Annotated in this window: 21 protein-coding genes; 12 read left to right on the top strand and 9 right to left on the bottom strand. The window is 56.8% G+C overall.

Features of this window, described 5'->3' with window-relative positions; translation table 11 throughout:
• Window positions 1-30 precede the first annotated feature (30 nt).
• The 7 genes from nei to ACOTZD_RS10180 form a co-directional block, all read right to left on the bottom strand.
• On the bottom strand, window positions 31-822 hold the full coding sequence (gene nei, locus ACOTZD_RS10210) for an endonuclease VIII (protein WP_003858627.1): 792 nt from the start codon (window positions 820-822) through the stop codon (window positions 31-33).
• 18 nt (window positions 823-840) lie between these two features.
• Complete coding sequence (gene pxpA / locus ACOTZD_RS10205) at window positions 841-1581, bottom strand: 5-oxoprolinase subunit PxpA (RefSeq protein ID WP_003858628.1); 741 nt, start codon at window positions 1579-1581, stop codon at window positions 841-843.
• Entirely contained in the window at window positions 1568-2500 is a 933-nt protein-coding gene (gene pxpC / locus ACOTZD_RS10200) for a 5-oxoprolinase subunit PxpC (protein WP_003858630.1), read from the bottom strand. Before pxpC ends, pxpA begins: the two co-directional genes overlap by 14 nt.
• Window positions 2494-3150, bottom strand: a complete 657-nt coding sequence (pxpB, locus tag ACOTZD_RS10195) for a 5-oxoprolinase subunit PxpB (protein ID WP_003858633.1) — start codon at window positions 3148-3150, stop codon at window positions 2494-2496. The genes pxpC and pxpB overlap by 7 nt, the downstream gene beginning before the upstream one ends.
• Before the next feature lie 14 nt (window positions 3151-3164).
• Window positions 3165-3908, bottom strand: a complete 744-nt coding sequence (locus ACOTZD_RS10190) for a type 2 GTP cyclohydrolase I (RefSeq protein WP_003858635.1) — start codon at window positions 3906-3908, stop codon at window positions 3165-3167.
• Between the two features lie 10 nt (window positions 3909-3918).
• The gene (gene phrB / locus ACOTZD_RS10185; RefSeq protein WP_174402004.1) at window positions 3919-5331 is read right to left on the bottom strand and encodes a deoxyribodipyrimidine photo-lyase; all 1413 of its coding nucleotides are present in this window, start codon (window positions 5329-5331) and stop codon (window positions 3919-3921) included.
• A 598-nt stretch (window positions 5332-5929) separates the two neighbouring features.
• Entirely contained in the window at window positions 5930-6136 is a 207-nt protein-coding gene (locus tag ACOTZD_RS10180) for a YbfA family protein (protein WP_003858637.1), read from the bottom strand.
• Between the two features lie 310 nt (window positions 6137-6446).
• Here ACOTZD_RS10180 and kdpF point away from each other — a divergent pair, with 310 nt between their 5' ends.
• The 9 genes from kdpF to potE all read left to right on the top strand — a co-directional run bounded on the left by kdpF (window position 6447) and on the right by potE (window position 18378).
• Window positions 6447-6536, top strand: coding sequence for a K(+)-transporting ATPase subunit F (gene kdpF / locus ACOTZD_RS10175; RefSeq protein ID WP_003858638.1), 90 nt, complete (start codon window positions 6447-6449; stop codon window positions 6534-6536).
• Complete coding sequence (kdpA, locus tag ACOTZD_RS10170; RefSeq protein ID WP_116290454.1) at window positions 6536-8215, top strand: potassium-transporting ATPase subunit KdpA; 1680 nt, start codon at window positions 6536-6538, stop codon at window positions 8213-8215. Before kdpF ends, kdpA begins: the two co-directional genes overlap by 1 nt.
• A gap of 18 nt (window positions 8216-8233) precedes the next feature.
• Window positions 8234-10282, top strand: a complete 2049-nt coding sequence (kdpB, locus tag ACOTZD_RS10165) for a potassium-transporting ATPase subunit KdpB (RefSeq protein WP_032665446.1) — start codon at window positions 8234-8236, stop codon at window positions 10280-10282.
• A gap of 12 nt (window positions 10283-10294) precedes the next feature.
• Window positions 10295-10870, top strand: coding sequence for a potassium-transporting ATPase subunit KdpC (gene kdpC / locus ACOTZD_RS10160; RefSeq protein WP_003858641.1), 576 nt, complete (start codon window positions 10295-10297; stop codon window positions 10868-10870).
• Window positions 10871-13558, top strand: a complete 2688-nt coding sequence (gene kdpD / locus ACOTZD_RS10155; protein ID WP_032657594.1) for a two-component system sensor histidine kinase KdpD — start codon at window positions 10871-10873, stop codon at window positions 13556-13558.
• Entirely contained in the window at window positions 13555-14232 is a 678-nt protein-coding gene (kdpE, locus tag ACOTZD_RS10150) for a two-component system response regulator KdpE (RefSeq protein ID WP_003858643.1), read from the top strand. Before kdpD ends, kdpE begins: the two co-directional genes overlap by 4 nt.
• Before the next feature lie 277 nt (window positions 14233-14509).
• Window positions 14510-14614, top strand: coding sequence for a leader peptide SpeFL (speFL, locus tag ACOTZD_RS10145; protein WP_003858645.1), 105 nt, complete (start codon window positions 14510-14512; stop codon window positions 14612-14614).
• 255 nt (window positions 14615-14869) lie between these two features.
• Complete coding sequence (gene speF / locus ACOTZD_RS10140) at window positions 14870-17068, top strand: ornithine decarboxylase SpeF (RefSeq protein ID WP_022650609.1); 2199 nt, start codon at window positions 14870-14872, stop codon at window positions 17066-17068.
• Window positions 17065-18378, top strand: a complete 1314-nt coding sequence (gene potE / locus ACOTZD_RS10135; RefSeq protein WP_003858648.1) for a putrescine-ornithine antiporter — start codon at window positions 17065-17067, stop codon at window positions 18376-18378. The genes speF and potE overlap by 4 nt, the downstream gene beginning before the upstream one ends.
• 103 nt (window positions 18379-18481) lie before the next feature.
• On the opposite strand, the gene pgm is transcribed toward potE, so the two are convergent.
• Complete coding sequence (pgm, locus tag ACOTZD_RS10130; RefSeq protein WP_003858649.1) at window positions 18482-20122, bottom strand: phosphoglucomutase (alpha-D-glucose-1,6-bisphosphate-dependent); 1641 nt, start codon at window positions 20120-20122, stop codon at window positions 18482-18484.
• A gap of 24 nt (window positions 20123-20146) precedes the next feature.
• Window positions 20147-20692 carry a replication initiation negative regulator SeqA gene (seqA, locus tag ACOTZD_RS10125; protein ID WP_003858650.1) on the bottom strand — a complete coding sequence of 182 codons (546 nt, stop codon included), beginning with the start codon at window positions 20690-20692 and terminating at the stop codon, window positions 20147-20149.
• 183 nt (window positions 20693-20875) lie between these two features.
• Here seqA and ybfF point away from each other — a divergent pair, with 183 nt between their 5' ends.
• From ybfF to fldA, 3 genes are all read left to right on the top strand, one after another.
• Window positions 20876-21649 (top strand): esterase, encoded by a 774-nt coding sequence (gene ybfF / locus ACOTZD_RS10120; RefSeq protein ID WP_003858651.1) that lies wholly within the window; start codon window positions 20876-20878, stop codon window positions 21647-21649.
• Between the two features lie 128 nt (window positions 21650-21777).
• On the top strand, window positions 21778-22065 hold the full coding sequence (gene ybfE / locus ACOTZD_RS10115) for a LexA regulated protein (RefSeq protein WP_003858652.1): 288 nt from the start codon (window positions 21778-21780) through the stop codon (window positions 22063-22065).
• Window positions 22066-22220: 155 nt separating this feature from the next.
• Window positions 22221-22751 (top strand): flavodoxin FldA, encoded by a 531-nt coding sequence (gene fldA, locus ACOTZD_RS10110; protein WP_003858653.1) that lies wholly within the window; start codon window positions 22221-22223, stop codon window positions 22749-22751.
• The last annotated feature ends 216 nt before the right edge of the window (window positions 22752-22967 follow it).

Here is a 22967-nt window from a genome sequence, read left to right as displayed (position 1 = left end):
CGGGTAAGGCGTAGCCGCCACCCGGCTTTTTTATTTTTGACAATGTGGACACCAGTAAAAGGGTCTCGAAGAGAGCATAATCCTGTCGATAATCCCGCCGCACCGCTCGCACTTCTTCCCCGCCCGATGAAACACCTTGAACCGGAACAGCGCCCCGTGATGCTTGTTCTCATCCACCATGCCGCGCGTGTTGTACGACAGCCGCGGGATGTCCAGCAGCGCGTGGGACAGCGCCTCAAGCTGTTCATCGCTCAACTGCGACGCTTTGTGCTGCGGTGCCAGCCCGACTTCCCAGAGGATCTCCACCCGCAGGTAGTTTCCCAGCCCTGCCAGAAATGCCTGATCGAGCAACAGCCCGGAAAACTGCCGGTTGCGGAATGTGGGCGATAGCAGTCGGGTCTTCACATCGCTCGCCGTCAGGCGCATATCCAGCACGTCCGGCCCAACCCGCTGTAAGAACGGATGCGTGAGCAACTGCTCTGGCGTTAACATTTCGATATCAGAGGCGCTGTAGAGCAGGATCGCCTTATCCGCCGTTTGTAGCCGCACTCGCAGCACGCGGGTCGTTTGCGGCTGCTCGTCCGCCTCCACCACCCGCCAGACGCCGTAAAGCTGATTATGGCTGTATAACGTCAGGTTATGGGAAAAGTGGGTGAGTAACGCTTTGCCGCGCGTTTCAATGTGGGTCACCGTCTGCCCCACCAGCTGCGATTCAAACGGCTTGAGTTGAGGAAAGGCAAACCAGACGTGTGTCAGAGGTTTGCCCTTTATCGCCGCCTCCAGGCTATCCGCCGCGCGGCGGATCTCCGGACCTTCTGGCATGTTATTGTCCTTTCATGATTATTCTGCGCTGACAACAATGCCCTCTTCCGAGAACGCCGCCCGCAGGCGTCGCGCAAACTGGAGCGCATGCTCGCCGTCACCGTGTAAGCACACCGTATCAGCCTGAACGTTTGCCGTTGTACCCTCCGTTGAGGTTACTCGCCCGAAGCGCACCATCTCCAGCGTCTGCGCCAGCGCTTTACCTTCGTCGGTGATCAGCGCACCGGCCCGCGTGCGCGGAACCAGGCTGCCGTCCGGCAGGTATCCCCGATCGGCAAACACTTCCTGCCGCGTGCTCAGCCCCAGCCGTTCGCCGGCACGAATAAGCTCGCTGCCCGCCAGGCCCACCAGCACCAGACGCGGATTGCAGTCCCGCACCGCGCGGGCAATGGCATCCGCCAGCACCGGATCTTTCGCCGCCTGGTTATAGAGCATGCCGTGCGGCTTGACGTGGCGCAACACGCCATTCTCAGCGCGCACTATCGCCTCCAGCGCGCCGATCTGGTAGAGCATTTGCGCGTAAACCGTCTCAGGCGGCAGATCCATCGCCGTGCGGCCAAAGTTTTCCCGGTCCGGAAAGCTGGGGTGAGCGCCTATCGCCACGCCGTTTTTCATGGCATTGCGCACGCTCGCCAGCATGGTCTGCGCATCGCCGGCATGAAACCCGCAGGCGATATTCACCGAGGAGACCAGCGTCATCAGCGCCGCATCGGCGCTGCTGCCCTCTCCCAGATCGGCGTTTAAATCAATCTTTACCATCGAGCCTCCACGCCAGCTGTTCGAGATAACGCTGCTGATCCTGCCGGGCTTTCAGTGCCTCCTCCAGCGAACACTGCACAAAATGAATTGGCTGACCGAGAGGAATTTGCGCCAGATGGTAGCGATCGGCTTCGATAATGCAGGCAATACGCGGATATCCTCCCGTGGTTTGCGCATCGTTCATCAGTACGATGGGCTGTCCGTTGCCTGGCACTTGAATCACCCCCGGCAACAGACCATGGGAAAGCAGCTCCCGGTCAGTCGTGCGGGTCAGCGGCTGTCCCTGAAGCCGGTAACCCATGCGGTTACTCTGCGGGCTGATCTTCCACGGCGAGCGCCAGAAAGACTCTTTCGCGGCTTCATCAAACTCCTGGTATTCCGGTCCTGGTAAGGCGCGGATCACGTTCCCCCACAGCAGCTGTTTCACGCCCTGCGTGGTGGTGAAATGGCGCGTTGAGGTCTTTATTCGCAGACGATCGCCGTCGCGCAGCAGCCGTCCTTCATGGCCGCCCATTCCCGCTTTCTGGTCGGTGCTGGATGAGCCCAGCACCTCCGGCACGTCGATCCCCCCCGCTACCGCAAGATAGCTACGCACGCCGTGCAGAGGACGCTTGAGCGTCAGACGCTGCCCGGCCTTCGCCCGCAGGCGCCAGCCGGTCCACACCGCTTTGCCGTCCAGCGTCGCGTCACAGCCCGCGCCGGTTAAGGCAAACCAGGCTTCCTGACCAAACTCAATCACGCACTGACCCAGCGTAATTTCTAACGCCGCCGTGCTGCCTGCGTTACCTACCAGCAGGTTGGCAATCTCCAGCGAGGGACGATCAAGCGCACCGCAGTAGCTCACGCCCGACTGACGCAGCCCAAAACGCCCGGCATCCTGTACCGAGGTGTAAAGCCCTGCGCGAATAAGCGTTAACATACTCCCTCCTTCTGCGGGATAAAGCGCAGCGTATCCCCCGGACGCAGGAGTATGGGCGCGTCCTGGCCTGGTTCGAATAACGGCGTGGACGTGTGCCCAATCAGCTGCCAGCCTCCCGGTGAAGCGAGCGGATAAATTCCCGTTTGCTCGCCACCAATCGCCACGCTGCCCGCCGGTACGCTCAGGCGCGGCTCAGCCCGGCGCGGCGTATGCAGCTGGGGCGATAACCCGCCCAGATAAGGGAAACCCGGCTGAAATCCCAAAAACCAGACAACATAGTCGACTGAGCTATGCAGCTCCACAACCTGCTTCTCCGTTAATCCACAGTGCTCGGCCACCACGCCAAGGTCGGGGCCTCCCTTGCCGCCATAGACAACCGGGATCTCAATCGTGCGCGATTCCGGCTCCAGCGCCTCGCTCTCCTCCCACCAGCGTTGCAGACGCTCAATGGCATCCAGCGCCCCCGTGTGCGGATCACGCAGCACCACGGTGATATTATTCATACCCGGAATAGCTTCAACCACGCCGGGTAGCTCGGGCAGTCGCTGAGCCAGACGCCAGATACGCTTTTGCGTAGCAAGCGTCACCGGAGGCTCAAGTTCCAGAACCACTGCGGTTTCACCCAGAAGATAACAACGCGCTCGCTGCACTTAACTACCTCTCATCAGGCCGGATTAGGGATATCAATAAACGTCACATCCAGATCGGTATTTTCCGTCAGCCACTCGCTGAGGGCGCGGATGCCGCCACGCTCGGTGGCGTGATGGCCCGCCGCGTAAAAATGCAGGCCTTGTTCACGGGCTGAGTGGATAGTCTGCTCGGAGACTTCGCCGGTAATGAAGGCGTCGACACCAAAACGCGCCGCGCTGTCAATAAAGCCCTGGCCGCCGCCGGTGCACCATGCCACGCGCTTCACGGTATCCGGCCCGGTGTCGCCGCACCACAGCGGACGACGCCCCAGGCGCGCTTCGATCCACGAGGCCAGCTCCAGACCCGGAACTGGCATCGACAGTTCGCCCCACGGCACCAGGGGTTCAATTTCACCCATCACGGTAATCCCCAGCAGTTGCGCAAGCTGAACGTTGTTCCCCAGCTCAGGATGCGCATCGAGCGGCAGGTGATAGCCGTACAGGTTGATGTCATTCGCCAGCAGCGTTTTGAGTCGGTTGCGCTTCATGCCGCGAATAATCGGTGATTCGTTTTTCCAGAAATAACCGTGGTGGACAATCACCGCATCGGCTTCCTGACGCACCGCCTCATCCAGCAGCGCCTGGCTTGCCGTCACGCCGGTGATGATTTTTTGCACCGTCTCGCGCCCCTCCACCTGCAAGCCATTCGGGCCGTAGTCGCTAAACGAAGCCGTGTTGAGTTTTTCGTTAATCAGGCGTTCCAGTTCACTGTTTTTCATCATCATTCTCTCAAACTTTTCGGGCGGCTTCGTACGCCGCCAGCGTGGCGACGCGCGCCTGTTTATGGTCGACAATGGGACGGGGATAGTTCAGGGTAACACGCTGTTTATCCGCCCATACCCAGGGTTCATGAATGGCTTTGGCCGGGACATCCTTAAGCTCAGGCAGCCAGCGACGGATAAACTCGCCGTCGGCGTCAAATCGTTGCCCCTGCGTGGTCGGATTGAAGATCCGAAAATAGGGAGCCGCATCCGTTCCGGTGGAGGCCGCCCACTGCCAGCCGCCGTTATTCGCCGCCAGATCGCCATCGATCAGCTGAGAGATAAAATAACGCTCTCCGGTTCGCCAGTCGATAAGCAGATCCTTCACCAGGAAGCTGGCGGTAATCATACGCAGACGGTTATGCATCCACCCGGTTTCATTGAGCTGCCGCATAGCCGCATCAACAATCGGGAAGCCGGTGAGCCCATGCTGCCATGCCTTAAGCAGCTTCTCATTCGACTGCCACTGTACCTGTTCGGTCCAGTGAATAAAGGGCCGATGTTTACACAAATCAGGATGATACGTCATCAGATGGCGATAAAACTCACGCCAGATTAGTTCGTTCAGCCACACTGCGCCCGCCCCCCCGTCTAAGGCCTGAGGCTGTTCCGCCAGCAGGCGATGTAAACACTGGCGTGGAGAGAGCGCGCCCAGCGCTAAACAGGCCGACAAGCGGCTGGTGCCTTCAATCGCTGGAAAATCCCGTCGCGCCTCGTACTCCGCCGCCCCCTGCGCGCAGAACTGACGCAACCGGGCGATGGCCGCTTTCTCGCTGGCGGGGAACACTGTTTCATCGAACGACTGCTGGGGATAATTCAGCCTGATCGCCGGCAGATCCGTTATCGTTTCCCCTCTCACGGACGGGGCGGTAACGCACTCAGGTAGTCCCTCTTTCAGGCGTTTGATAAAGGCATTTTTAAACGGCGTGAAAACTTTATACATCTCGTGACTGCCGGTCATTACGCTGCCAGGCGCGAGCATCACGCTGTCATCAAAGCCTTCACAGACCACGCCCGCGAGGGATTTCTCCAGCTGACGATCCCGCTGCTGCTCGTTGAATTCATACTGATAGTTGTAATAAAGATGCGTTACTGCGTGCTGCTGGCAGATTGCCTGCACCGTCTGGCGCTGCGCGGCAAAATCATGGACCTCTTTATAGATCAGCGGAATGCCTTTTTCGGCCAGTGAATGTTGCAGGTCATTCAGATACGCGCTGAGTAGTGCCGCTTGCCGGGGCGCCATGTCGTGCTGCCGCCACTGTTCAGGCGTGGCGATAAACAGGGCCAGCACATTCGCGTCTTTAGCGCGGCAGGCCGCCGCGAGAGCGAAGTTGTCGTGAATGCGTAAATCCGCGCGAAACCAAACCAGATGGGTGGGCATAAAACTCCAGGCAATTGTCCATTATGTCCGTAAGGGCATGCCGTAAAAGGAAAAAGGCATGCATTGAACTACTTTGCCATGAAGTGTAGACGGGATGAAATAAAAAAGGCCGCCCGAGGCGGCCTTAACGCTACTTGTCCTGCGCTATCGGGGTAAAGGCAATAAACACATCCGGTTTATCACACTTTACAACGAGTGCGCTGGCGACAATGAACGCGATGCATAAATAGCGTTTCACTATGCGGTCCCTGCTGCTAACCGCTCCACCTATCACCACCGGTGATAAATCGGTGGACACAAGCCCGGGTAGGTGGGCTGCTTTACGGCTATGGATACACCTTTCCCAGGACCGATGCCCATTTGCGAGATGGCGGAAAGGGACGTGGCATCATAATTAACACCAACGCCAAAAGTAAGTTATTTCAGTAAAATTAGGAATTTATAAAGGTGAAGTGGATTGCGAACTTTTTAAAGAAGGGTATGATAAAAATCCCGGGTAGGGGCTGCAAGATTACCCAACGGACCGCGAATCCCGAGGGACAAAAAAACCGCCACTTTGCTGTAGGCGGTTTTTTTATGGCTACGATGTCACACCGTATCAGTAGAAATCGCAGGTTGCTTTCTCGGCCTGATCCATCCACACCGGCTTCTCGCTGGTTTTCGCCCAGACGCGATGCAGGTAACTGTAGAAACGTGCGCGATCTTTCCAGAACAACATCACCGGCAGGGCCAGCACGCCAGCCACAACGGCGAAAGTGCGACGCATGAAAATGATATGAGCCGGAAACTCTTTATAAAGATCCATATTTTTCTCCCCTGTAGTTGGCCGGAAACCGTCTCCGGAAAATGTGAAATCTGTGACCTGGTTAAAATAATACCGCTTTGTTTGTAATTTTACTACTCATCCGACCACTTATTTTCATCCATTTCGTGAATATTTTCATTCATGCCTGTAATTAAGTTACAAAAAAGTTAACGATTTACTTACCAATAGTTAAATTGTGGCTTTTCGCTTTTTTATACTTTTTTTACACCTGCCCTTCTGATTTTTGCGAAATCTTTGCGCCACAAATCCTACCGTTTGTACAACAACAAAAGTCACCCGGAGGTGGAGTGTGAGTGCAGGTCTGATTGCCGGCATCGTGCTGGTGTTCCTGTTATTGGGTTATCTGATTTATGCCCTGATTAATGCGGAGGCATTCTGATGGCTGCTCAGGCGTTTTTGCTTATTGCCAGCTTTTTACTGGTACTGTTTGTGTTCGCCAGGCCGCTGGGAACAGCGCTGGCGCGGCTGATAAACAACGTGCCATTGCCGGGCACGCGAAATATTGAAAATGTGCTCTGGCGCATTTCAGGTATCAGCGACCGGGAAATGAACTGGCGCCAATACCTGATGGCGATACTGCTTCTGAATATCGTGGGGCTTATTGCCCTCTTTACGCTGCTAATACTCCAGGGCAGTCTGCCGTTGAACCCGCAGCATTTACCGGGGTTATCCTGGCATCTGGCACTGAACACGGCGGTCAGCTTTGTCACCAACACCAACTGGCAGTCTTACGCCGGTGAAACCACGCTCAGCTACTTCAGCCAGATGGCCGGGTTAACCGTGCAGAACTTTCTTTCTGCGGCCAGCGGTATCGCGGTGATCTTCGCCCTGACGCGCGCGTTTGCCCGTCAGAATGTCAGCACTCTCGGCAACGCCTGGGTTGATGTCACACGCATCACCCTTTGGATCCTGGTGCCTGTTGCGCTGATTATTGCCCTGTTCTTTATTCAGCAAGGCACTCTGCAAAACCTGCTGCCTTATACCCCTTTCACCTCGCTTGAAGGGGCCAGGGAACTCCTGCCAATGGGGCCGGTGGCGTCGCAGGAAGCAATCAAGATGCTGGGCACCAATGGGGGCGGCTTCTTCAACGCCAATTCATCGCATCCGTTTGAAAACCCAACGGCGTTAACCAATTTTGTACAGATGCTGGCAATCTTCCTGATCCCCACCGCGCTCTGCTTCGCCTTTGGCGATGTAGTTAACGATCGCCGCCAGGGCCGTACGCTGCTGTGGGCCATGTCGTTAATCTTCGTGGTCTGCGTAGCACTGGTGATGTGGGCCGAATGGAACGGCAACAGCCACTTCATGCAGCTGGGGGCTAACAGCAATATCAACCTGGAAGGCAAAGAGAGCCGCTTCGGCATTCTTGCCAGCAGCCTCTATGCGGTGGTCACCACGGCGGCCTCCTGCGGGGCGGTGAACGCCATGCATGACTCTTTCACCGCGCTCGGCGGCATGATCCCGATGTGGCTGATGCAGATTGGCGAGGTAGTTTTCGGTGGGGTCGGTTCGGGGCTGTACGGCATGCTGTTGTTCGTCCTGCTCGCCGTGTTTATCGCCGGGCTGATGATCGGCCGCACGCCGGAATATCTCGGCAAAAAAATCGACGTCCGCGAAATGAAATTAACCGCGCTGGCGATCCTGGTCACCCCCGCCCTTGTGCTGCTCGGTACCGCGCTGGCGCTGATGACCGACGCCGGGCGCAGCGGCATCTTTAACCCGGGCATTCACGGCTTTAGCGAAGTGCTTTACGCCGTTTCGTCTGCCGCAAACAACAACGGCAGCGCCTTTGCAGGGTTAAGCGCCAACTCACCGTTCTGGAACTGTCTGCTGGCGTTCTGCATGTTCGTCGGTCGTTTCGGCGTGATTATTCCCGTCATGGCGATCGCCGGAACACTGGTGAATAAGAAGATCCAGCCGACCACCACCGGTACGTTACCGACTCACGGCGCGCTGTTCGTCGGCCTGCTGATTGGCACCGTTCTGCTGGTAGGTGCCCTGACCTTTATCCCCGCCCTCGCGTTAGGCCCGGTTGCGGAATATCTCTCTTTACGCTGATTTTGCGGAGAATTTTTCATGAGTCGTAAACAACTGGCCCTGCTCGAACCGACCTTAGTTCGTCAGGCCCTCATGGATGCGGTAAAAAAACTGAGCCCGCGCGTCCAGTGGCACAACCCGGTGATGTTTATTGTCTGGACTGGAAGTTTACTCACCACCGTACTGGCGATTGCCATGGGAACGGGACACCTTTTGGGGAATGCAACCTTTACCGGCGCCATCAGCCTGTGGCTGTGGTTTACCGTGCTGTTCGCCAACTTCGCCGAAGCGCTGGCGGAAGGCCGCAGTAAAGCGCAGGCCAACAGTCTGAAAGGGGTCAAAAAAACCGCCTTTGCGCGCAAATTACGCGAACCTAAATACGGCGCGCACATGGACCACGTACCGGCGGATGAACTGCGTAAAGGTGACGTGGTGCTGGTGGAAGCCGGCGACATCATCCCCTGCGACGGGGAAGTGATTGAGGGCGGCGCGTCGGTAGACGAAAGCGCCATTACCGGGGAATCCGCACCGGTGATCCGTGAGTCGGGCGGAGATTTCGCCTCAGTTACCGGCGGAACGCGCATTCTTTCCGACTGGCTGGTGATCCAGTGCAGCGTTAACCCGGGCGAAACCTTTCTCGACCGGATGATCGCCATGGTGGAAGGCGCACAGCGTCGTAAAACGCCGAACGAGATCGCCCTGACCATTCTGCTGGTGGCGCTCACCATTGTCTTCCTGCTGGCAACGGCGACCCTGTGGCCCTTCTCCGCCTACGGCGGTACAGCGGTCAGCATCACCGTACTGATCGCCCTGCTGGTCTGTCTGATCCCCACCACTATTGGTGGCCTGCTTTCCGCGATTGGCGTGGCGGGGATGAGCCGTATGCTGGGCGCTAACGTCATCGCCACCAGCGGACGCGCCGTTGAAGCGGCGGGGGACGTAGACGTGCTGCTGCTGGATAAAACCGGGACCATCACCCTGGGCAATCGTCAGGCCTCTGACTTTTTACCTGCTCCCGGCGTGGATGAAAAAACGCTGGCTGACGCGGCGCAGCTTTCCTCGCTGGCCGATGAAACCCCGGAAGGCCGCAGTATCGTGATCCTCGCCAAGCAGCGCTTTAACCTGCGCCAGCGCGACGTACAAAGCCTGCACGCTACGTTCGTTCCCTTCACGGCGCAAACCCGCATGAGCGGCATTAACATTCAGGACCGGATGATCCGTAAAGGGTCCGTTGATGCCATTCGCCGTCATATTGAAGCCAATAATGGACACTTCCCCCCGGAAGTCGACCATCTGGTGGAAAGCGTGGCGCGTCAGGGGGCAACCCCGCTGGTGGTGGCGGAAGGTGCAAGCGTTCTGGGGGTGATCGCTCTGAAGGATATCGTTAAAGGCGGTATAAAAGAGCGTTTCGCCCAGATGCGTAAGATGGGCATTAAAACGGTGATGATCACCGGGGATAACCGTCTGACTGCGGCGGCCATTGCCGCCGAAGCGGGCGTGGATGATTTCCTTTCCGAAGCGACGCCGGAAGCAAAGCTGGCGCTCATTCGCCAGTATCAGGCGGAAGGTCGTCTGGTGGCGATGACCGGCGACGGCACCAACGACGCCCCGGCGCTGGCGCAGGCCGACGTGGCGGTGGCAATGAACTCCGGTACCCAGGCGGCAAAAGAGGCGGGCAACATGGTGGATCTCGACTCGAACCCGACCAAGCTGATCGAGGTGGTGCACATCGGGAAGCAGATGCTGATGACGCGCGGCTCGCTGACCACGTTCAGTATCGCCAACGACGTGGCAAAGTATTTCGCCATCATTCCGGCGGCGTTTGCGGCAACCTACCCGCAGCTAAATGCCCTGAACGTGATGCACCTGCACTCTCCGGCCTCGGCCATTCTGAGCGCGGTGATCTTCAACGCGCTGATTATTGTCTTTCTTATTCCGCTGGCGCTGAAAGGGGTGAGCTATAAGCCGCTGACGGCCGCCGCCATGCTGCGCCGTAACCTGTGGATTTACGGTCTGGGTGGGCTGGTGGTGCCCTTTATTGGGATCAAGGTTATCGACATGTTGCTAACGCTGTTCGGGCTAGTTTAAAAGGTGGATCCAATGACGATGTTACGTCCCGCTATACTGTTGTTTATTCTGCTGTCTCTGATTACCGGCGGGCTTTACCCGCTGATGACTACCGCGCTGGGCCAGTGGTGGTTTCAGGATCAGGCCAACGGCTCGCTGATTATCCAGAACGGTGAAAACCGCGGCTCGCGTCTGATTGGGCAGAACTTTACGGACCCACGCTACTTCCAGGGACGCCCTTCCGCCACTGCGGAAAGCCCGTATAATCCAATGGCCTCCGGCGGCAGCAATCTGGCGGGCAGTAACCCTGACCTGGACAAAGCCATTGCTGAACGCGTTGCCGCCCTGCGCGCTGCGAATCCGCAGGCCAGCCGTGAGGTGCCGGTTGAGCTGGTCACCGCCTCCGCGAGCGGGCTGGATTACAGCCTGACGCCGGACGCGGTGGTCTGGCAGATCCCACGCGTGGCCGCCGCCCGTCAGCTGACCGTCGAGCAGGTGAGCCAGCTGGTTGCAGAACATACGCAAAAGCCGCTGGTCAGCTTCATCGGCATGCCGGTAGTGAACATTGTTGAGCTGAATCTGGCGCTGGATGCGCTAAGGAAGAACTAAATGACCGACGAGCCCATGCGCCCGGATCCGGACAGGCTGCTTGAACAGACGGCTGAAGCCCACCGTGGCAAGCTGAAAATTTTTTTCGGCGCCTGCGCGGGTGTCGGGAAAACCTTCGCCATGCTGACGGAAGCCCAGCGGCTTCGGGCGCAGGGGCTTGATATTCTCATCGGCGTGGTGGAAACCCACGGTCGCAAAGAGACTGCTGCGCTGCTGACGGGGCTGGCGACGCAGCCGCCCCAGCGTATCAGCCATCGCGGGCGGCTGGTCACGGAGTTTGATCTTGATGCCGCCCTCGCCCGCCGCCCTGCCCTGATCCTGATGGACGAACTGGCGCACAGCAATGCGCCAGGCTCCCGCCATCCGAAGCGCTGGCAGGATGTTGAGGAGCTGCTTGAGGCAGGCATTGACGTCTTCACCACGGTGAATGTTCAGCATCTGGAAAGCCTGAACGACGTGGTGAGCGGCGTAACCGGTATCCAGGTGCGGGAAACCGTCCCCGATCCGTTTTTTGATTCTGCCGATGAAGTCGTACTGGTTGACCTGCCGCCGGACGATCTGCGCCAGCGCCTGCACGAAGGCAAAGTGTATATTGCCGGCCAGGCCGAACGCGCCATCGAACATTTTTTCCGCAAAGGAAACCTGATTGCCCTGCGCGAGCTGGCCCTGCGCCGCACCGCCGATCGCGTTGATGACCAGATGCGCGCCTGGCGAGACCTACAGGGACAAGAGCGCGTCTGGCACACGCGGGACGCCATTCTGTTATGCATTGGTCACGGCAGCGGCAACGAAAAACTGGTTCGCACCGCCGCCCGGCTGGCAGCGAAATTTGGCAGCGTCTGGCACGCGGTCTACGTCGAAACGCCGCAGCTGCATGGCCTGCCGGAAAATCAGCGCCGCGCCATTTTGAGCGCGCTGCGGCTGGCGCAGGAGCTGGGCGCCGAAACCGCAACCCTTTCCGATCCGCAGGAAGATAAAGCCATTCTGCGCTACGCGCGGGAGCACAACCTGGGCAAGATTGTCATTGGACGTCGCCAGCACCGCCGCTGGTTTAGCCGCGAATCTTTTGCCGACAGGCTGGCCCGCCGCGCGCCGGATCTTGATTTAGTCATCGTCGCGCTGGATGACAAGCCCGCCCCCCTGCCCAACCGTACGCCGGACGCTCGCACCTTTGGCGATAAATGGCGCATTCAGATCCGGGGCTGCATGGTGGCCGTGGTCCTCTGCGCCCTGATTACGGTGATTGCCAGCCAGTGGCTCATCGCCTTCGACGCCGCCAATCTGGTCATGATTTATCTGCTCGGCGTCGTTGTGGTCGCGCTCTTTTATGGCCGCTGGCCGTCGGTGCTGGCGACGGTGATCAACGTCATCAGCTTCGATCTCTTCTTTATTGCTCCGCGCGGGACGCTTGCTGTCTCGGACGTGCAGTACATTCTGACCTTTGCCGTGATGCTTACCGTCGGGCTGGTGATCGGGAATCTGACGGCAGGCGTGCGCTACCAGGCACGCATTGCCCGCTATCGCGAGCAGCGCACGCGCCATCTGTATGAAATGTCAAAATCGCTGGCGGTTGGCCGCACGCAGCGAGATATCGTGCAGACCAGCGAGCAGTTTATCCGTTCGACCTTTCATGCCAGTAACCTGATTTTGCTCCCCGACGAACAAGGGCGCCTTCGCCCGCTGACCTCCCCTTCGGGGATGACGCCCTGGGATGAAGCGATTGCCCGCTGGAGTTTCGATAAGGGTTTACCTGCCGGAGCCGGCACCGACACGCTGCCCGGCGTGCCTTACCAGATCCTGCCGCTGCGCAGCGCGGATAAAAATCACGGGCTGGTCATCGTCGAGCCGTCTAACCTGCGTCAGCTGATGATCCCCGAGCAGCAGCGCCTGCTTGAAACCTTCACCCTGCTGGTCGCCAGCGCCCTTGAACGGCTGGCGCTCACCGCCAGCGAAGAGCAGGCGCGGCTGGCAAGCGAGCGCGAAAGTATTCGCAACTCGCTGCTGGCAGCGCTGTCTCACGATTTGCGCACGCCGCTTACCGTGCTGTTTGGCCAGTCCGAAATTCTGACGCTGGATCTGGCGGCGGAAGGATCAAAGCACGCGATGCAGGCTAGCGAAATTCGCCAGCACGTGCTGAATACCACGCGCCTGGTGAACAACCTGCTGGACATGGCGCGCATTCAGTCCGGCGGGTTTAACCTCAAAAAAGAGTGGCTCACCCTTGAGGAGGTTGTCGGCAGTGCGCTGAAGATGCTGGAGCCGGGTCTCGGCGGGCGCCATATTGAGCTGGACATGCCGGAACCCCTGACGTTAATCCATGTGGATGGCCCGCTGTTTGAGCGCGTGCTGATTAATCTTCTGGAAAATGCCGCTAAATACGCCGGGGCAAAGGCCCGGCTGGGGATTGCTGCCAGGGTGGATAAACGTGTGCTGCGGCTCGACGTCTGGGATACCGGGCCGGGTATTCCGGCCGGACAGGAGCGCGCTATATTCGAAAAATTTGCGCGCGGTAATAAGGAATCCGCCATTCCTGGCGTTGGGCTGGGGCTGGCGATCTGCCAGGCGATTGTCGACGTGCATGGCGGCACCATTTCCGCAGAGAACCGCCCGGAAGGTGGGGCACGCTTTTGTGTTACACTTCCTCTGGAAAGCCCACCAGAACTTGATGAATTACCAGAGGATTTGTGATTAACGTTCTGATTGTTGAAGATGAGCTCGCTATCAGCCGATTTCTGCGTACCGCGCTGGAAGGCGACGGTTTGCGCGTTCATGAAGCCGGAACGCTTCAACGAGGGTTGATTGAAGCCGCGACCCGCAAGCCAGATCTGGTGATCCTGGATCTGGGACTTCCGGATGGCGACGGCATCGATTTTATTCGTGAGGTGCGTCAGTGGAGCCAGATGCCTATTCTGGTGCTCTCTGCCCGCACCGAAGAGACGGATAAAATCGCCGCGCTGGATGCCGGAGCGGATGATTATCTGATCAAACCGTTTGGCATTGGCGAGTTACAGGCCCGGCTTCGTGTGGCGCTGCGTCGACACAGTGCCACCTCCCCTTCCGACCCGGTGTACGCCTTTGGCGATATCCGCGTCGATCTTGCTGCACGCCGCATCGTAAGAGGAGAAGAAGAGATCCACCTTACGCCTATTGAGTTTCGTCTGCTGGCCGTGCTGCTCAATAACCATGGTAAAGTGTTAACGCAGCGACAGCTGTTAAGCCAGGTCTGGGGGCCGAATGCTGTCGAGCATAGTCACTATTTACGCATTTATATGGGACACCTTCGCCAGAAGCTTGAAGCCGATCCCGCGCGTCCTCGTCATTTATTAACAGAAACCGGTATCGGATATCGGTTTATGATCTGAATAAGTATTCACTTTAATTTTAAATAAAAACTTACCAGCCTGAATATAGCCATGAAAATAACGATGAGATTATTTTCACGGCTATATTCGCCCTCTTTAAACACAATTAAAACATCGATTTAACACCGAACCAACAAAACAGCATTTTGATCTGTGTTATTCACTCAAAACGACTAATTATTTCTGAAATGATCGGTTATTGGTGATCTGTTTCACAGTTAATCCCTTTTCCCTGGATAAAATGACCATGCTTTCAATTACTGAAAGGAAACTGAACATGGAAAACAATAATCGTTTAATGCCCCATATAAGGCGGACAACACATATCATGATGTTTGCCCACCGAAACTGTTTTGACTTTCATCTCTTTAACGCCCGGTAGTCCTTCGACTTCTGGCGCATCTGCTTACAGGTCATCCTGAAAAACGCTATTTTACAGGCTGTTGCCTGTGAACACCTGCGCTCATTCCTTGTGATTCAGATTCTCTGCAACCGGGCGGACTGAATTCTACTCAGCAAAAAAGCAATTAACTGATTTCGTATCAGCGGACACGCTTTGCTTTTTTTTCCGGAAATAATCGATTTCTTTACCGCAAGAAGTCGAGGGCCCCATATTGCCTGAAATAAAGAGATAAAGATGAAAACGTTAAAAATTGCCGTCAGCCGTGCCTGCCCTGAATGCTTTACCACTTCGCGCGACATTGTGGATATCACCGCATCGGATTATATTGATGTGGCAGCCGTGGTTCTGGCCGTCAGCGATATTTTCAATGGCGCCATAGAAGAAATAGAAGCCACGGGATTCGGTATTCCGGTGTTTATTGCCACGCATAAAGAAGAAAGGGTTCCGGCTGAATTTCTGTCGCGTATTCACGGCGTTTTTGAGTACTCCGACACCAGCAATGCGTACTACGGACGCCAGCTTGAAGCGGCTGCGCAGAAGTACGAAACCCAGCTCCGCCCGCCGTTCTTCCGCGCGCTGGTCGATTACGTCCAGCAGGGGAACAGTGCGTTTGACTGCCCCGGACATCAGGGAGGCCAGTTCTTCCGCCGCCATCCGGCCGGAAACCAGTTTGTCGATTTCTTTGGCGAAACGCTTTTCCGCGCCGATCTGTGCAATGCCGACGTGGCAATGGGCGATCTGCTGATCCATGAAGGCGCGCCATGCATCGCCCAACAGCATGCGGCAAAAGTCTTTAATGCGGATAAAACCTACTTCGTGCTGAACGGCACCTCCTCTTCCAACAAGGTGGTGCTCAATGCCCTCCTCACGCCAGGCGATCTGGTGCTGTTCGATCGCAATAACCATAAATCTAATCACCACGGAGCACTGTTACAGGCAGGCGCGACGCCGGTGTATCTGGAAACGGCGCGCAACCCGTACGGGTTTATCGGCGGTATTGACGCACACTGTTTCGACGAGAGTTACCTGCGGGAACTGGTGTCAGAGGTCGCGCCTGGTCGCGCGCGGGATGAACGTCCCTTCCGTCTGGCGGTGATCCAGCTGGGCACCTACGACGGTACCATTTATAACGCCCGTCAGGTGGTGGATAAGATTGGTCACCTGTGCGATTACATTCTGTTTGACTCCGCCTGGGTGGGTTACGAGCAGTTTATCCCGATGATGGCCGACTGCTCACCGCTGCTGCTGGAGCTGAACGAAAACGATCCAGGCATTCTGGTTACCCAGTCGGTGCATAAGCAGCAGGCGGGCTTCTCGCAAACCTCGCAAATCCATAAGAAGGACAGCCATATAAAAGGCCAGGCGCGCTATGTCCCGCATAAGCGCCTCAACAACGCCTTTATGATGCACGCCTCCACCAGCCCGTTCTATCCGCTGTTTGCCGCCCTGGATATCAACGCCCGCATGCACGAGGGGCAAAGTGGGCGCAACATGTGGATGGACTGCGTGGTGACCGGTATCGAAGCACGGAAACTGATCCTTCAGAACTGTCAGTTTATTCGTCCGTTCGTGCCAGAGACGGTGGATGGCCGTCCATGGGAAAGCTGGGATACGGCAGAGATTGCTACCGATCTGCGCTTCTTCCATTTTGTTCCGGGCGAACGCTGGCACGCCTTTGAGGGATATGCCGAGCATCAGTATTTTATCGATCCCTGCAAACTGCTGCTGACCACGCCAGGCATCAACGCCCGCACCGGCGAGTACGATGATTTCGGCGTGCCCGCCACCATCCTCGCAAACTTCCTGCGTGAAAACGGCATCGTGCCTGAAAAATGCGACCTCAACTCCATTCTCTTCCTGCTCACCCCGGCGGAGGACATGGGCAAATTGCAGCAGCTCGTCGCCCAGCTGGTGCGCTTCGAAAAACTGCTCCAGAGCGATGTGCCGCTGAAAGAGGTTCTGCCCTCTCTTTATAAGCAACATCCGGAACGTTATGCGGATTATACCCTGCGTCAGATTTGTCAGGAGATGCACGACCTCTATGCCCGCCATAACGTGAAGCAGCTGCAAAAAGAGATGTTCCGCAGGTCTCACTTCCCGCGCGTCATGATGAACCCGCAGGAGGCGAACTATGCCTATCTGCGCGGTGAGGTCGAGCTGGTGTCCCTGCGCGACGCGGAAGGCCGTATCGCCGCGGAAGGCGCGCTGCCTTACCCACCGGGGGTGTTGTGCGTGGTTCCGGGGGAAGTCTGGGGCGGTTCCGTGCTGCGCTACTTCGCCGCGCTGGAAGACGGGATCAATCTGCTGCCGGGCTTTGCGCCGGAGTTACAGGGGGTTTACGTCGAGGAGTGTGACGGTCGAAAACAGGTGCGCTGCTACGTCATCAAACAACCTGCCGCTCAGCCATCGCTGCTGAAAGGAGAAAAATTATGAGTAAGGCCAACAAGATGGGCGTGGTGCAACTCACTATTCTCACCATGGTGAATATGATGGGTTCGGGGATCATCATGCTGCCCACCAAGCTCGCTGAAGTGGGGACGATTTCGATTATCTCCTGGCTTGTTACCGCCGTGGGTTCGATGGCGCTGGCATGGGCCTTTGCCAAGTGCGGAATGTTCAGCCGCAAGTCCGGCGGGATGGGTGGCTATGCCGAATATGCGTTCGGTAAGTCCGGTAACTTTATGGCGAACTATACCTACGGCGTGTCGCTGCTGATCGCCAACGTGGCGATTGCCATTTCCGCTGTCGGTTACGGCACGGAGCTGTTTGGGGCGACGCTGACCCCGGTGCAGATTGGGCTGGCAACCATCGGCGTGCTGTGGATCTGTACCGTCGCCAACTTTGGCGGCGCGCGCATCACCGGACAACTTAGCAGCATTACCGTCTGGGGCGTGATCATCCCGGTTGTCGGCCTGTGCATCATCGGCTGGTTCTGGTTCAGCCCGACCCTGTACGCCAACTCCTGGAATCCGCATCACGTACCGTTCTTCACTGCCGTGGGATCGTCCATCGCCATGACGCTGTGGGCCTTCCTCGGGCTGGAGTCAGCCTGTGCGAATGCGGAAGTGGTGGAAAACCCGGAGAAAAATGTGCCGATCGCGGTACTCGGCGGGACGCTGGGGGCGGCGGTGATCTATATCGTCTCGACCAACGTGATTGCGGGAATTGTGCCCAACATGGATCTGGCCAACTCCACGGCGCCGTTCGGGCTGGCGTTTGCGCAGATGTTTACGCCGGAGGTAGGGAAAGTGATCATGGGACTGATGGTGATGTCCTGCTGCGGCTCGCTGCTGGGCTGGCAGTTCACCATCGCTCAGGTGTTTAAATCCTCGGCTGACGAAGGCTATTTCCCGAAAATCTTCTCCCGCGTGACCAAAGCGGATGCGCCAGTGCAAGGGATGCTGGCGATTGTCATCTTCCAGAGTGGTTTGTCGCTGATGACCATCAGCCCGTCACTGAACAGCCAGTTTAACGTGCTGGTCAACCTGGCGGTGGTGACGAACATCATTCCGTACATTTTGTCGATGGCGGCGCTGGTGATTATTCAGAAGGTGGCGAAGGTTGATCCGCGCAAAGCCCGTGCGGCCAATATTGTGGCGCTGATTGGCGCAATTTACAGCTTCTATGCGCTCTATTCCTCCGGCCAGGAAGCGATGCTGTATGGTGCGATGGTGACCTTTATGGGCTGGACGCTGTACGGTCTGGTGTCGCCGAGATTTGAATTGAAGAACAAGCACAGTTAGGTAAAAGCAAAACGGCAACCCTGAGGTTGCCGTTTTTAGTGTTTTCTCCCTCTCCCCGTGCGAGAGGGCCGGGGTGAGGGCATCAGCCCGCACCAAACACCACTTACGCGTTTTTCAGCACTTCGCTGACAATCTCTACCGCTTCTTTCTCAATCTGCTGACGATGCTCAGCGCCGAGGAAGCTTTCGCAATAGATTTTGTACGCATCTTCCGTACCGGATGGACGCGCGGCGAACCAGCCGTTTTCGGTCATCACCTTCAGGCCGCCGATGGATGCGCCGTTACCCGGTGCCGCCGTCAGACGCGCGGTGATCGGGTCACCTGCCAGGGTGCTGGCGCTGACCATCTCCGGAGAGAGTTTTGACAGAGCTGCTTTTTGCGCAGACGTGGCGCCAGCCTGGATACGGTTATAGCTTGGCGCACCAAAACGTTCCGCCAGCTCGTTGTAATGTTCCTGCGGGTTCTTACCGGTGACCGCGGTGATTTCCGCCGCCAGCAGGCACATGATGATGCCGTCTTTATCGGTTGACCATGGGGTGCCGTCGAAGCGCAGGAAGGATGCCCCCGCGCTCTCTTCACCGCCAAAGCCGAAGCTGCCGTCGTGCAGACCGTCAACAAACCACTTGAAGCCCACCGGCACTTCCACCAGCTTGCGGCCCAGCGCATCGACCACACGGTCAATCATGGCGGAAGAGACCAGCGTTTTACCCACCGCGACCTCTTTGCCCCACTGCGGACGGTGCTGGAAGAGATAATTAATGGCCACAGCCAGGTAGTGGTTCGGGTTCATCAGCCCAGCCGGGGTGACGATACCGTGACGGTCGTAGTCCGGGTCGTTAGCAAACGCCAGATCGAACTTGTCGCGCAGCGCCAGCAGGCCAGCCATTGCGCATTCGGAGGAGCAGTCCATACGGATCGCGCCGTCTTTGTCCAGGTGCATAAAGCGGAAGGTCTGATCGACGTGATCGTTCACGATGGTCAGATCCAGCTTGTAGTGCTCGGCAATGCGTTTCCAGTATTCAATACCGGAGCCGCCCAGTGGATCCACGCCCAGCTTCAGACCGGCTTTCTGGATAGCGGCCATATCGACGATATCCGCCAGCCCTTCCACGAACGGCTGAACCAGATCCTGCTCTTTAACGTGGCCGGAGGCCATGGCTTCATCCAGTGAGATACGCTTCACGCCGTTCAGACCGTTAGCCAGTAACGCGTTGGCGCGATCTTCCACCACTTTCGTGACGTTGGTATCCGCCGGGCCACCGTTTGGTGGGTTGTACTTGATGCCGCCATCTTCCGGTGGGTTGTGGGACGGGGTGATCACAATGCCGTCAGCCTGCGCGCCACCTTTTTTGTTGTGTACCAGAATAGCGTTAGACACCGCAGGCGTTGGCGTGAAACCGTTGTTCTCCTGAACAATCACGTCTACGCCGTTCGCCGCCAGCACTTCCAGCACGGAGATAAAAGCAGGTTCAGACAGGGCGTGGGTATCTTTCCCTACATAGCACGGACCGGTGACGCCATTTTTGGCGCGCTCTTCCGCGATGGCCTGAGCAATGGCCAGAATGTGCGGTTCGTTAAAGCTGTGGCGCGCCGCGCTGCCGCGGTGGCCAGATGTACCAAACTTCACTGCGTGTTCTGCGTTGCCCACCACCGGTTTCAGCACGTAGTACTGCGCGGTCAGTTGAGCGACGTTAATCAAATCGCGTTGTTGCGCAGGTTGTCCTGCACGGCTGTGATTTGCCATTGCCTGGTCCTTCTGATGCAAGGGTTAAATTGTACCGCAAACCTTTTCGATCAATTCCGCCGGGAACTGCATGGACTGCATGATATGTTCGATCATGCTGCACTTGCGGCCCGTATTGGTATTGGTGATCACCCAGTATGGCGTACCGGGAACGTGTTTGGGTTTGGTTTGGTTGCCATTTTGCAGCAAGGTCTGCTCGTCGCCTGCGAAATAAACGCGCGTGCGACCGTGCAGCGACTCTGTCGCTTCTGCAAATGCGTTGTTATCCAGTGAGTAAAGTGTAGACAGCACCAGCATAAAGCGGTTAACGGCCTTTTTCTGCTCGGCATATTCATCGGACAGCAGCAGCTCGCGCATCGCGCGCACTTTGTCCTTTGCCGGCATGACGGCAGGTTTTACTTGTGCAACAACGCTCGGCTGAGACACGACATCTTTAGTGACAGGAGTGGGCTGTGAGGCGGCGGAAATTTTAAGCATGCGCCGTAAAATGTCGGACGCGCTCTCCCCAATATGCCGCGTCTGGCTGGCAATATACTGATAGAGTTCGTCATCAACTTCGATTGTTTTCATCTTAATCCAGTGCGATATCTTATCTGAATACAAGTCGTTGAGATTATAAGGTCAAATCCCAACAGCGGATAGCGTCAAACCAGGTTGGCGGCAAAAGTCAGATTAAACTGGATCCTTGCCCCCGGGCGGCAGAATGGTCAACATGATACCCTAACCTGACAAACCTAAAAAAAGAACTTTGCCATGAAATTGAATACCCGAGCGCAAACTGCACAATCGCCGAACAATAATTCTCCCATCGTACTGGTTCACGGCCTGTTTGGTAGCCTGGATAATCTGGGTGTGCTGGCGCGCGATTTAGTGACCGATCACGAGATCCTCCAGGTTGATATGCGCAATCACGGTCTTTCAGGGCGCTCGGAGGAGATGACGTACGCAGCCATGGCGCAGGATCTGCGGGACACCCTCGATGCGAATAATATTCAGAAAGCGACGCTTATCGGGCATTCAATGGGCGGTAAAGCGGTGATGGCGCTCACTGCGCTGGCACCTGAGCGAATTTCCGGGCTGGTGGTCATCGACGTTGCGCCCGTCAATTACGACGTTCGCCGTCACGATGAGATTTTTGCCGCCATCAATGCGGTCACCGAAGCGGGTGTCGCAACCCGCCAACAGGCGGCTGCCGTTATGCGCGAGCATCTTGATGAAGAAGGCGTGGTCCAGTTCCTGCTGAAATCGTTTGTTGACGGGCAATGGCGCTTTAACGTCCCGGTGCTGTGGGATCAGTATTCGCATATTGTGGGCTGGGAAGCCGTCCCCGCCTGGCCGCACCCTACCCTTTTTATTCGCGGCGGCAACTCCCCTTACGTCACTGACGCGTACCGTGACGCGCTGCTGGCGCAATTCCCGCAGGCTCGCGCTCACGTCATTGCGGGTGCCGGGCACTGGGTACACGCGGAAAAACCGGATGCCGTCCTGCGCGCCATTCGCCGCTATCTTACTGATACAGCGAATTGATTAAAAAGCCAGCGACCGGAAGACGACGGGCTTCCAGTCGTTGGCGTGTGGATTTGGGTGATGTATGATGGCGCGCTTATCGCCCGGGCATTAGCAGGGCGGCGTGTTTCCCCCGAAGTCTCAGAATCATGGCCAAAGAACAAACGGACCGTACGACACTAGATCTGTTCGCGAATGAGCGTCGACCGGGACGACCGAAAACGAATCCGCTTTCGCGCGATGAACAGCTGCGTATCAATAAACGCAACCAGCTTAAACGCGATAAAAATCGTGGGCTTAAGCGTGTCGAACTGAAGCTGAATGCCGATGCCGTCGATGCGCTTAACGAATTAGCTGACGCGCGCAACATCAGCCGCAGCGAACTGATCGAAGAGATGCTGATCGCCCAGCTTGAGACGTTACGCGGCAAGGCGTGAGTCAGAAAATCCCCAATATTACCTTTTTCATGTAGCACAGAGTGCAGTCCTGCGTGATAGCTGTTTCCGCAGGGTTGCCTGTTCTGCTATTATTGCCCTTATCCGTGGACAATTTGCGCCACCATACCATTAAGTTTCAAGAGGTTATTTTACTCATGGCAATCATCGGCATTTTCTTTGGCAGTGATACCGGCAATACTGAAAATATCGCAAAAAACATTCAAAAACAGCTCGGTAAAGACGTTGCTGATGTGCATGACATCGCCAAGAGCAGCAAAGAAGATCTCGAGGGCTATGACATCCTGCTGCTGGGCATCCCCACCTGGTACTACGGTGAAGCACAGTGTGACTGGGACGATTTCTTCCCGACGCTGGAAGAAGTAGACTTCAACGGCAAGCTGGTTGCCCTGTTTGGCTGTGGCGATCAGGAAGACTATGCTGAGTATTTCTGTGATGCGCTGGGCACTATTCGCGACATCATTGAGCCACGCGGTGCGGCGATCGTCGGTCACTGGCCAACGGCGGGTTACCATTTCGAAGCTTCCAAAGGTCTGGCAGATGACGATCACTTCGTTGGCTTGGCCATTGATGAAGACCGTCAGCCAGAGCTGACCGCTGAGCGTGTAGAAAAATGGGTTAAGCAGGTTCGTGAAGAGCTGAACCTGGACGATATCCTTAACGCCTGATATCCCTGCGGCGCAACTCCGGTTGCGCCCGTTTTCCAGGTAAAACCGATTAAATTAATTGCTACAAACTTTTAACTTTTTCGCCCAGACCTGTACAATATCCCCCTGGTAAAAAGTGGGTGCCATCGAACAAGTTTGTTGGTGATACCACGTTTTTATAAGCATACTTTGCTTGAGACTTGCAGTTTTCATTTAGCCATGGCAGTTCTATAATGA

The sequence above is a fragment of the Enterobacter cloacae complex sp. SHL022 genome, assembly GCF_049237785.1.
In the GTDB taxonomy this organism is placed as follows: domain Bacteria; phylum Pseudomonadota; class Gammaproteobacteria; order Enterobacterales; family Enterobacteriaceae; genus Enterobacter; species Enterobacter hormaechei_C.
This window is presented reverse-complemented; position numbering and strand designations above follow the sequence as displayed.

Bases quoted from the DNA above. Each gene is read 5' to 3' on its own strand.
- nei (WP_003858627.1), bottom strand. From the start codon at position 822: ATGCCAGAAGGTCCGGAGATCCGCCGCGCGGCGGATAGCCTGGAGGCG.
- pxpA (WP_003858628.1), bottom strand. From the start codon at position 1,581: ATGGTAAAGATTGATTTAAACGCCGATCTGGGAGAGGGCAGCAGCGCC.
- pxpC (WP_003858630.1), bottom strand. From the start codon at position 2,500: ATGTTAACGCTTATTCGCGCAGGGCTTTACACCTCGGTACAGGATGCC.
- ACOTZD_RS10190 (WP_003858635.1), bottom strand. From the start codon at position 3,908: ATGAAAAACAGTGAACTGGAACGCCTGATTAACGAAAAACTCAACACG.
- phrB (WP_174402004.1), bottom strand. From the start codon at position 5,331: ATGCCCACCCATCTGGTTTGGTTTCGCGCGGATTTACGCATTCACGAC.
- ACOTZD_RS10180 (WP_003858637.1), bottom strand. From the start codon at position 6,136: ATGGATCTTTATAAAGAGTTTCCGGCTCATATCATTTTCATGCGTCGC.
- kdpA (WP_116290454.1), top strand. From the start codon at position 6,536: ATGGCTGCTCAGGCGTTTTTGCTTATTGCCAGCTTTTTACTGGTACTG.
- kdpB (WP_032665446.1), top strand. From the start codon at position 8,234: ATGAGTCGTAAACAACTGGCCCTGCTCGAACCGACCTTAGTTCGTCAG.
- kdpC (WP_003858641.1), top strand. From the start codon at position 10,295: ATGACGATGTTACGTCCCGCTATACTGTTGTTTATTCTGCTGTCTCTG.
- kdpD (WP_032657594.1), top strand. From the start codon at position 10,871: ATGACCGACGAGCCCATGCGCCCGGATCCGGACAGGCTGCTTGAACAG.
- speFL (WP_003858645.1), top strand. From the start codon at position 14,510: ATGGAAAACAATAATCGTTTAATGCCCCATATAAGGCGGACAACACAT.
- speF (WP_022650609.1), top strand. From the start codon at position 14,870: ATGAAAACGTTAAAAATTGCCGTCAGCCGTGCCTGCCCTGAATGCTTT.
- potE (WP_003858648.1), top strand. From the start codon at position 17,065: ATGAGTAAGGCCAACAAGATGGGCGTGGTGCAACTCACTATTCTCACC.
- pgm (WP_003858649.1), bottom strand. From the start codon at position 20,122: ATGGCAAATCACAGCCGTGCAGGACAACCTGCGCAACAACGCGATTTG.
- seqA (WP_003858650.1), bottom strand. From the start codon at position 20,692: ATGAAAACAATCGAAGTTGATGACGAACTCTATCAGTATATTGCCAGC.
- ybfF (WP_003858651.1), top strand. From the start codon at position 20,876: ATGAAATTGAATACCCGAGCGCAAACTGCACAATCGCCGAACAATAAT.
- ybfE (WP_003858652.1), top strand. From the start codon at position 21,778: ATGGCCAAAGAACAAACGGACCGTACGACACTAGATCTGTTCGCGAAT.
- fldA (WP_003858653.1), top strand. From the start codon at position 22,221: ATGGCAATCATCGGCATTTTCTTTGGCAGTGATACCGGCAATACTGAA.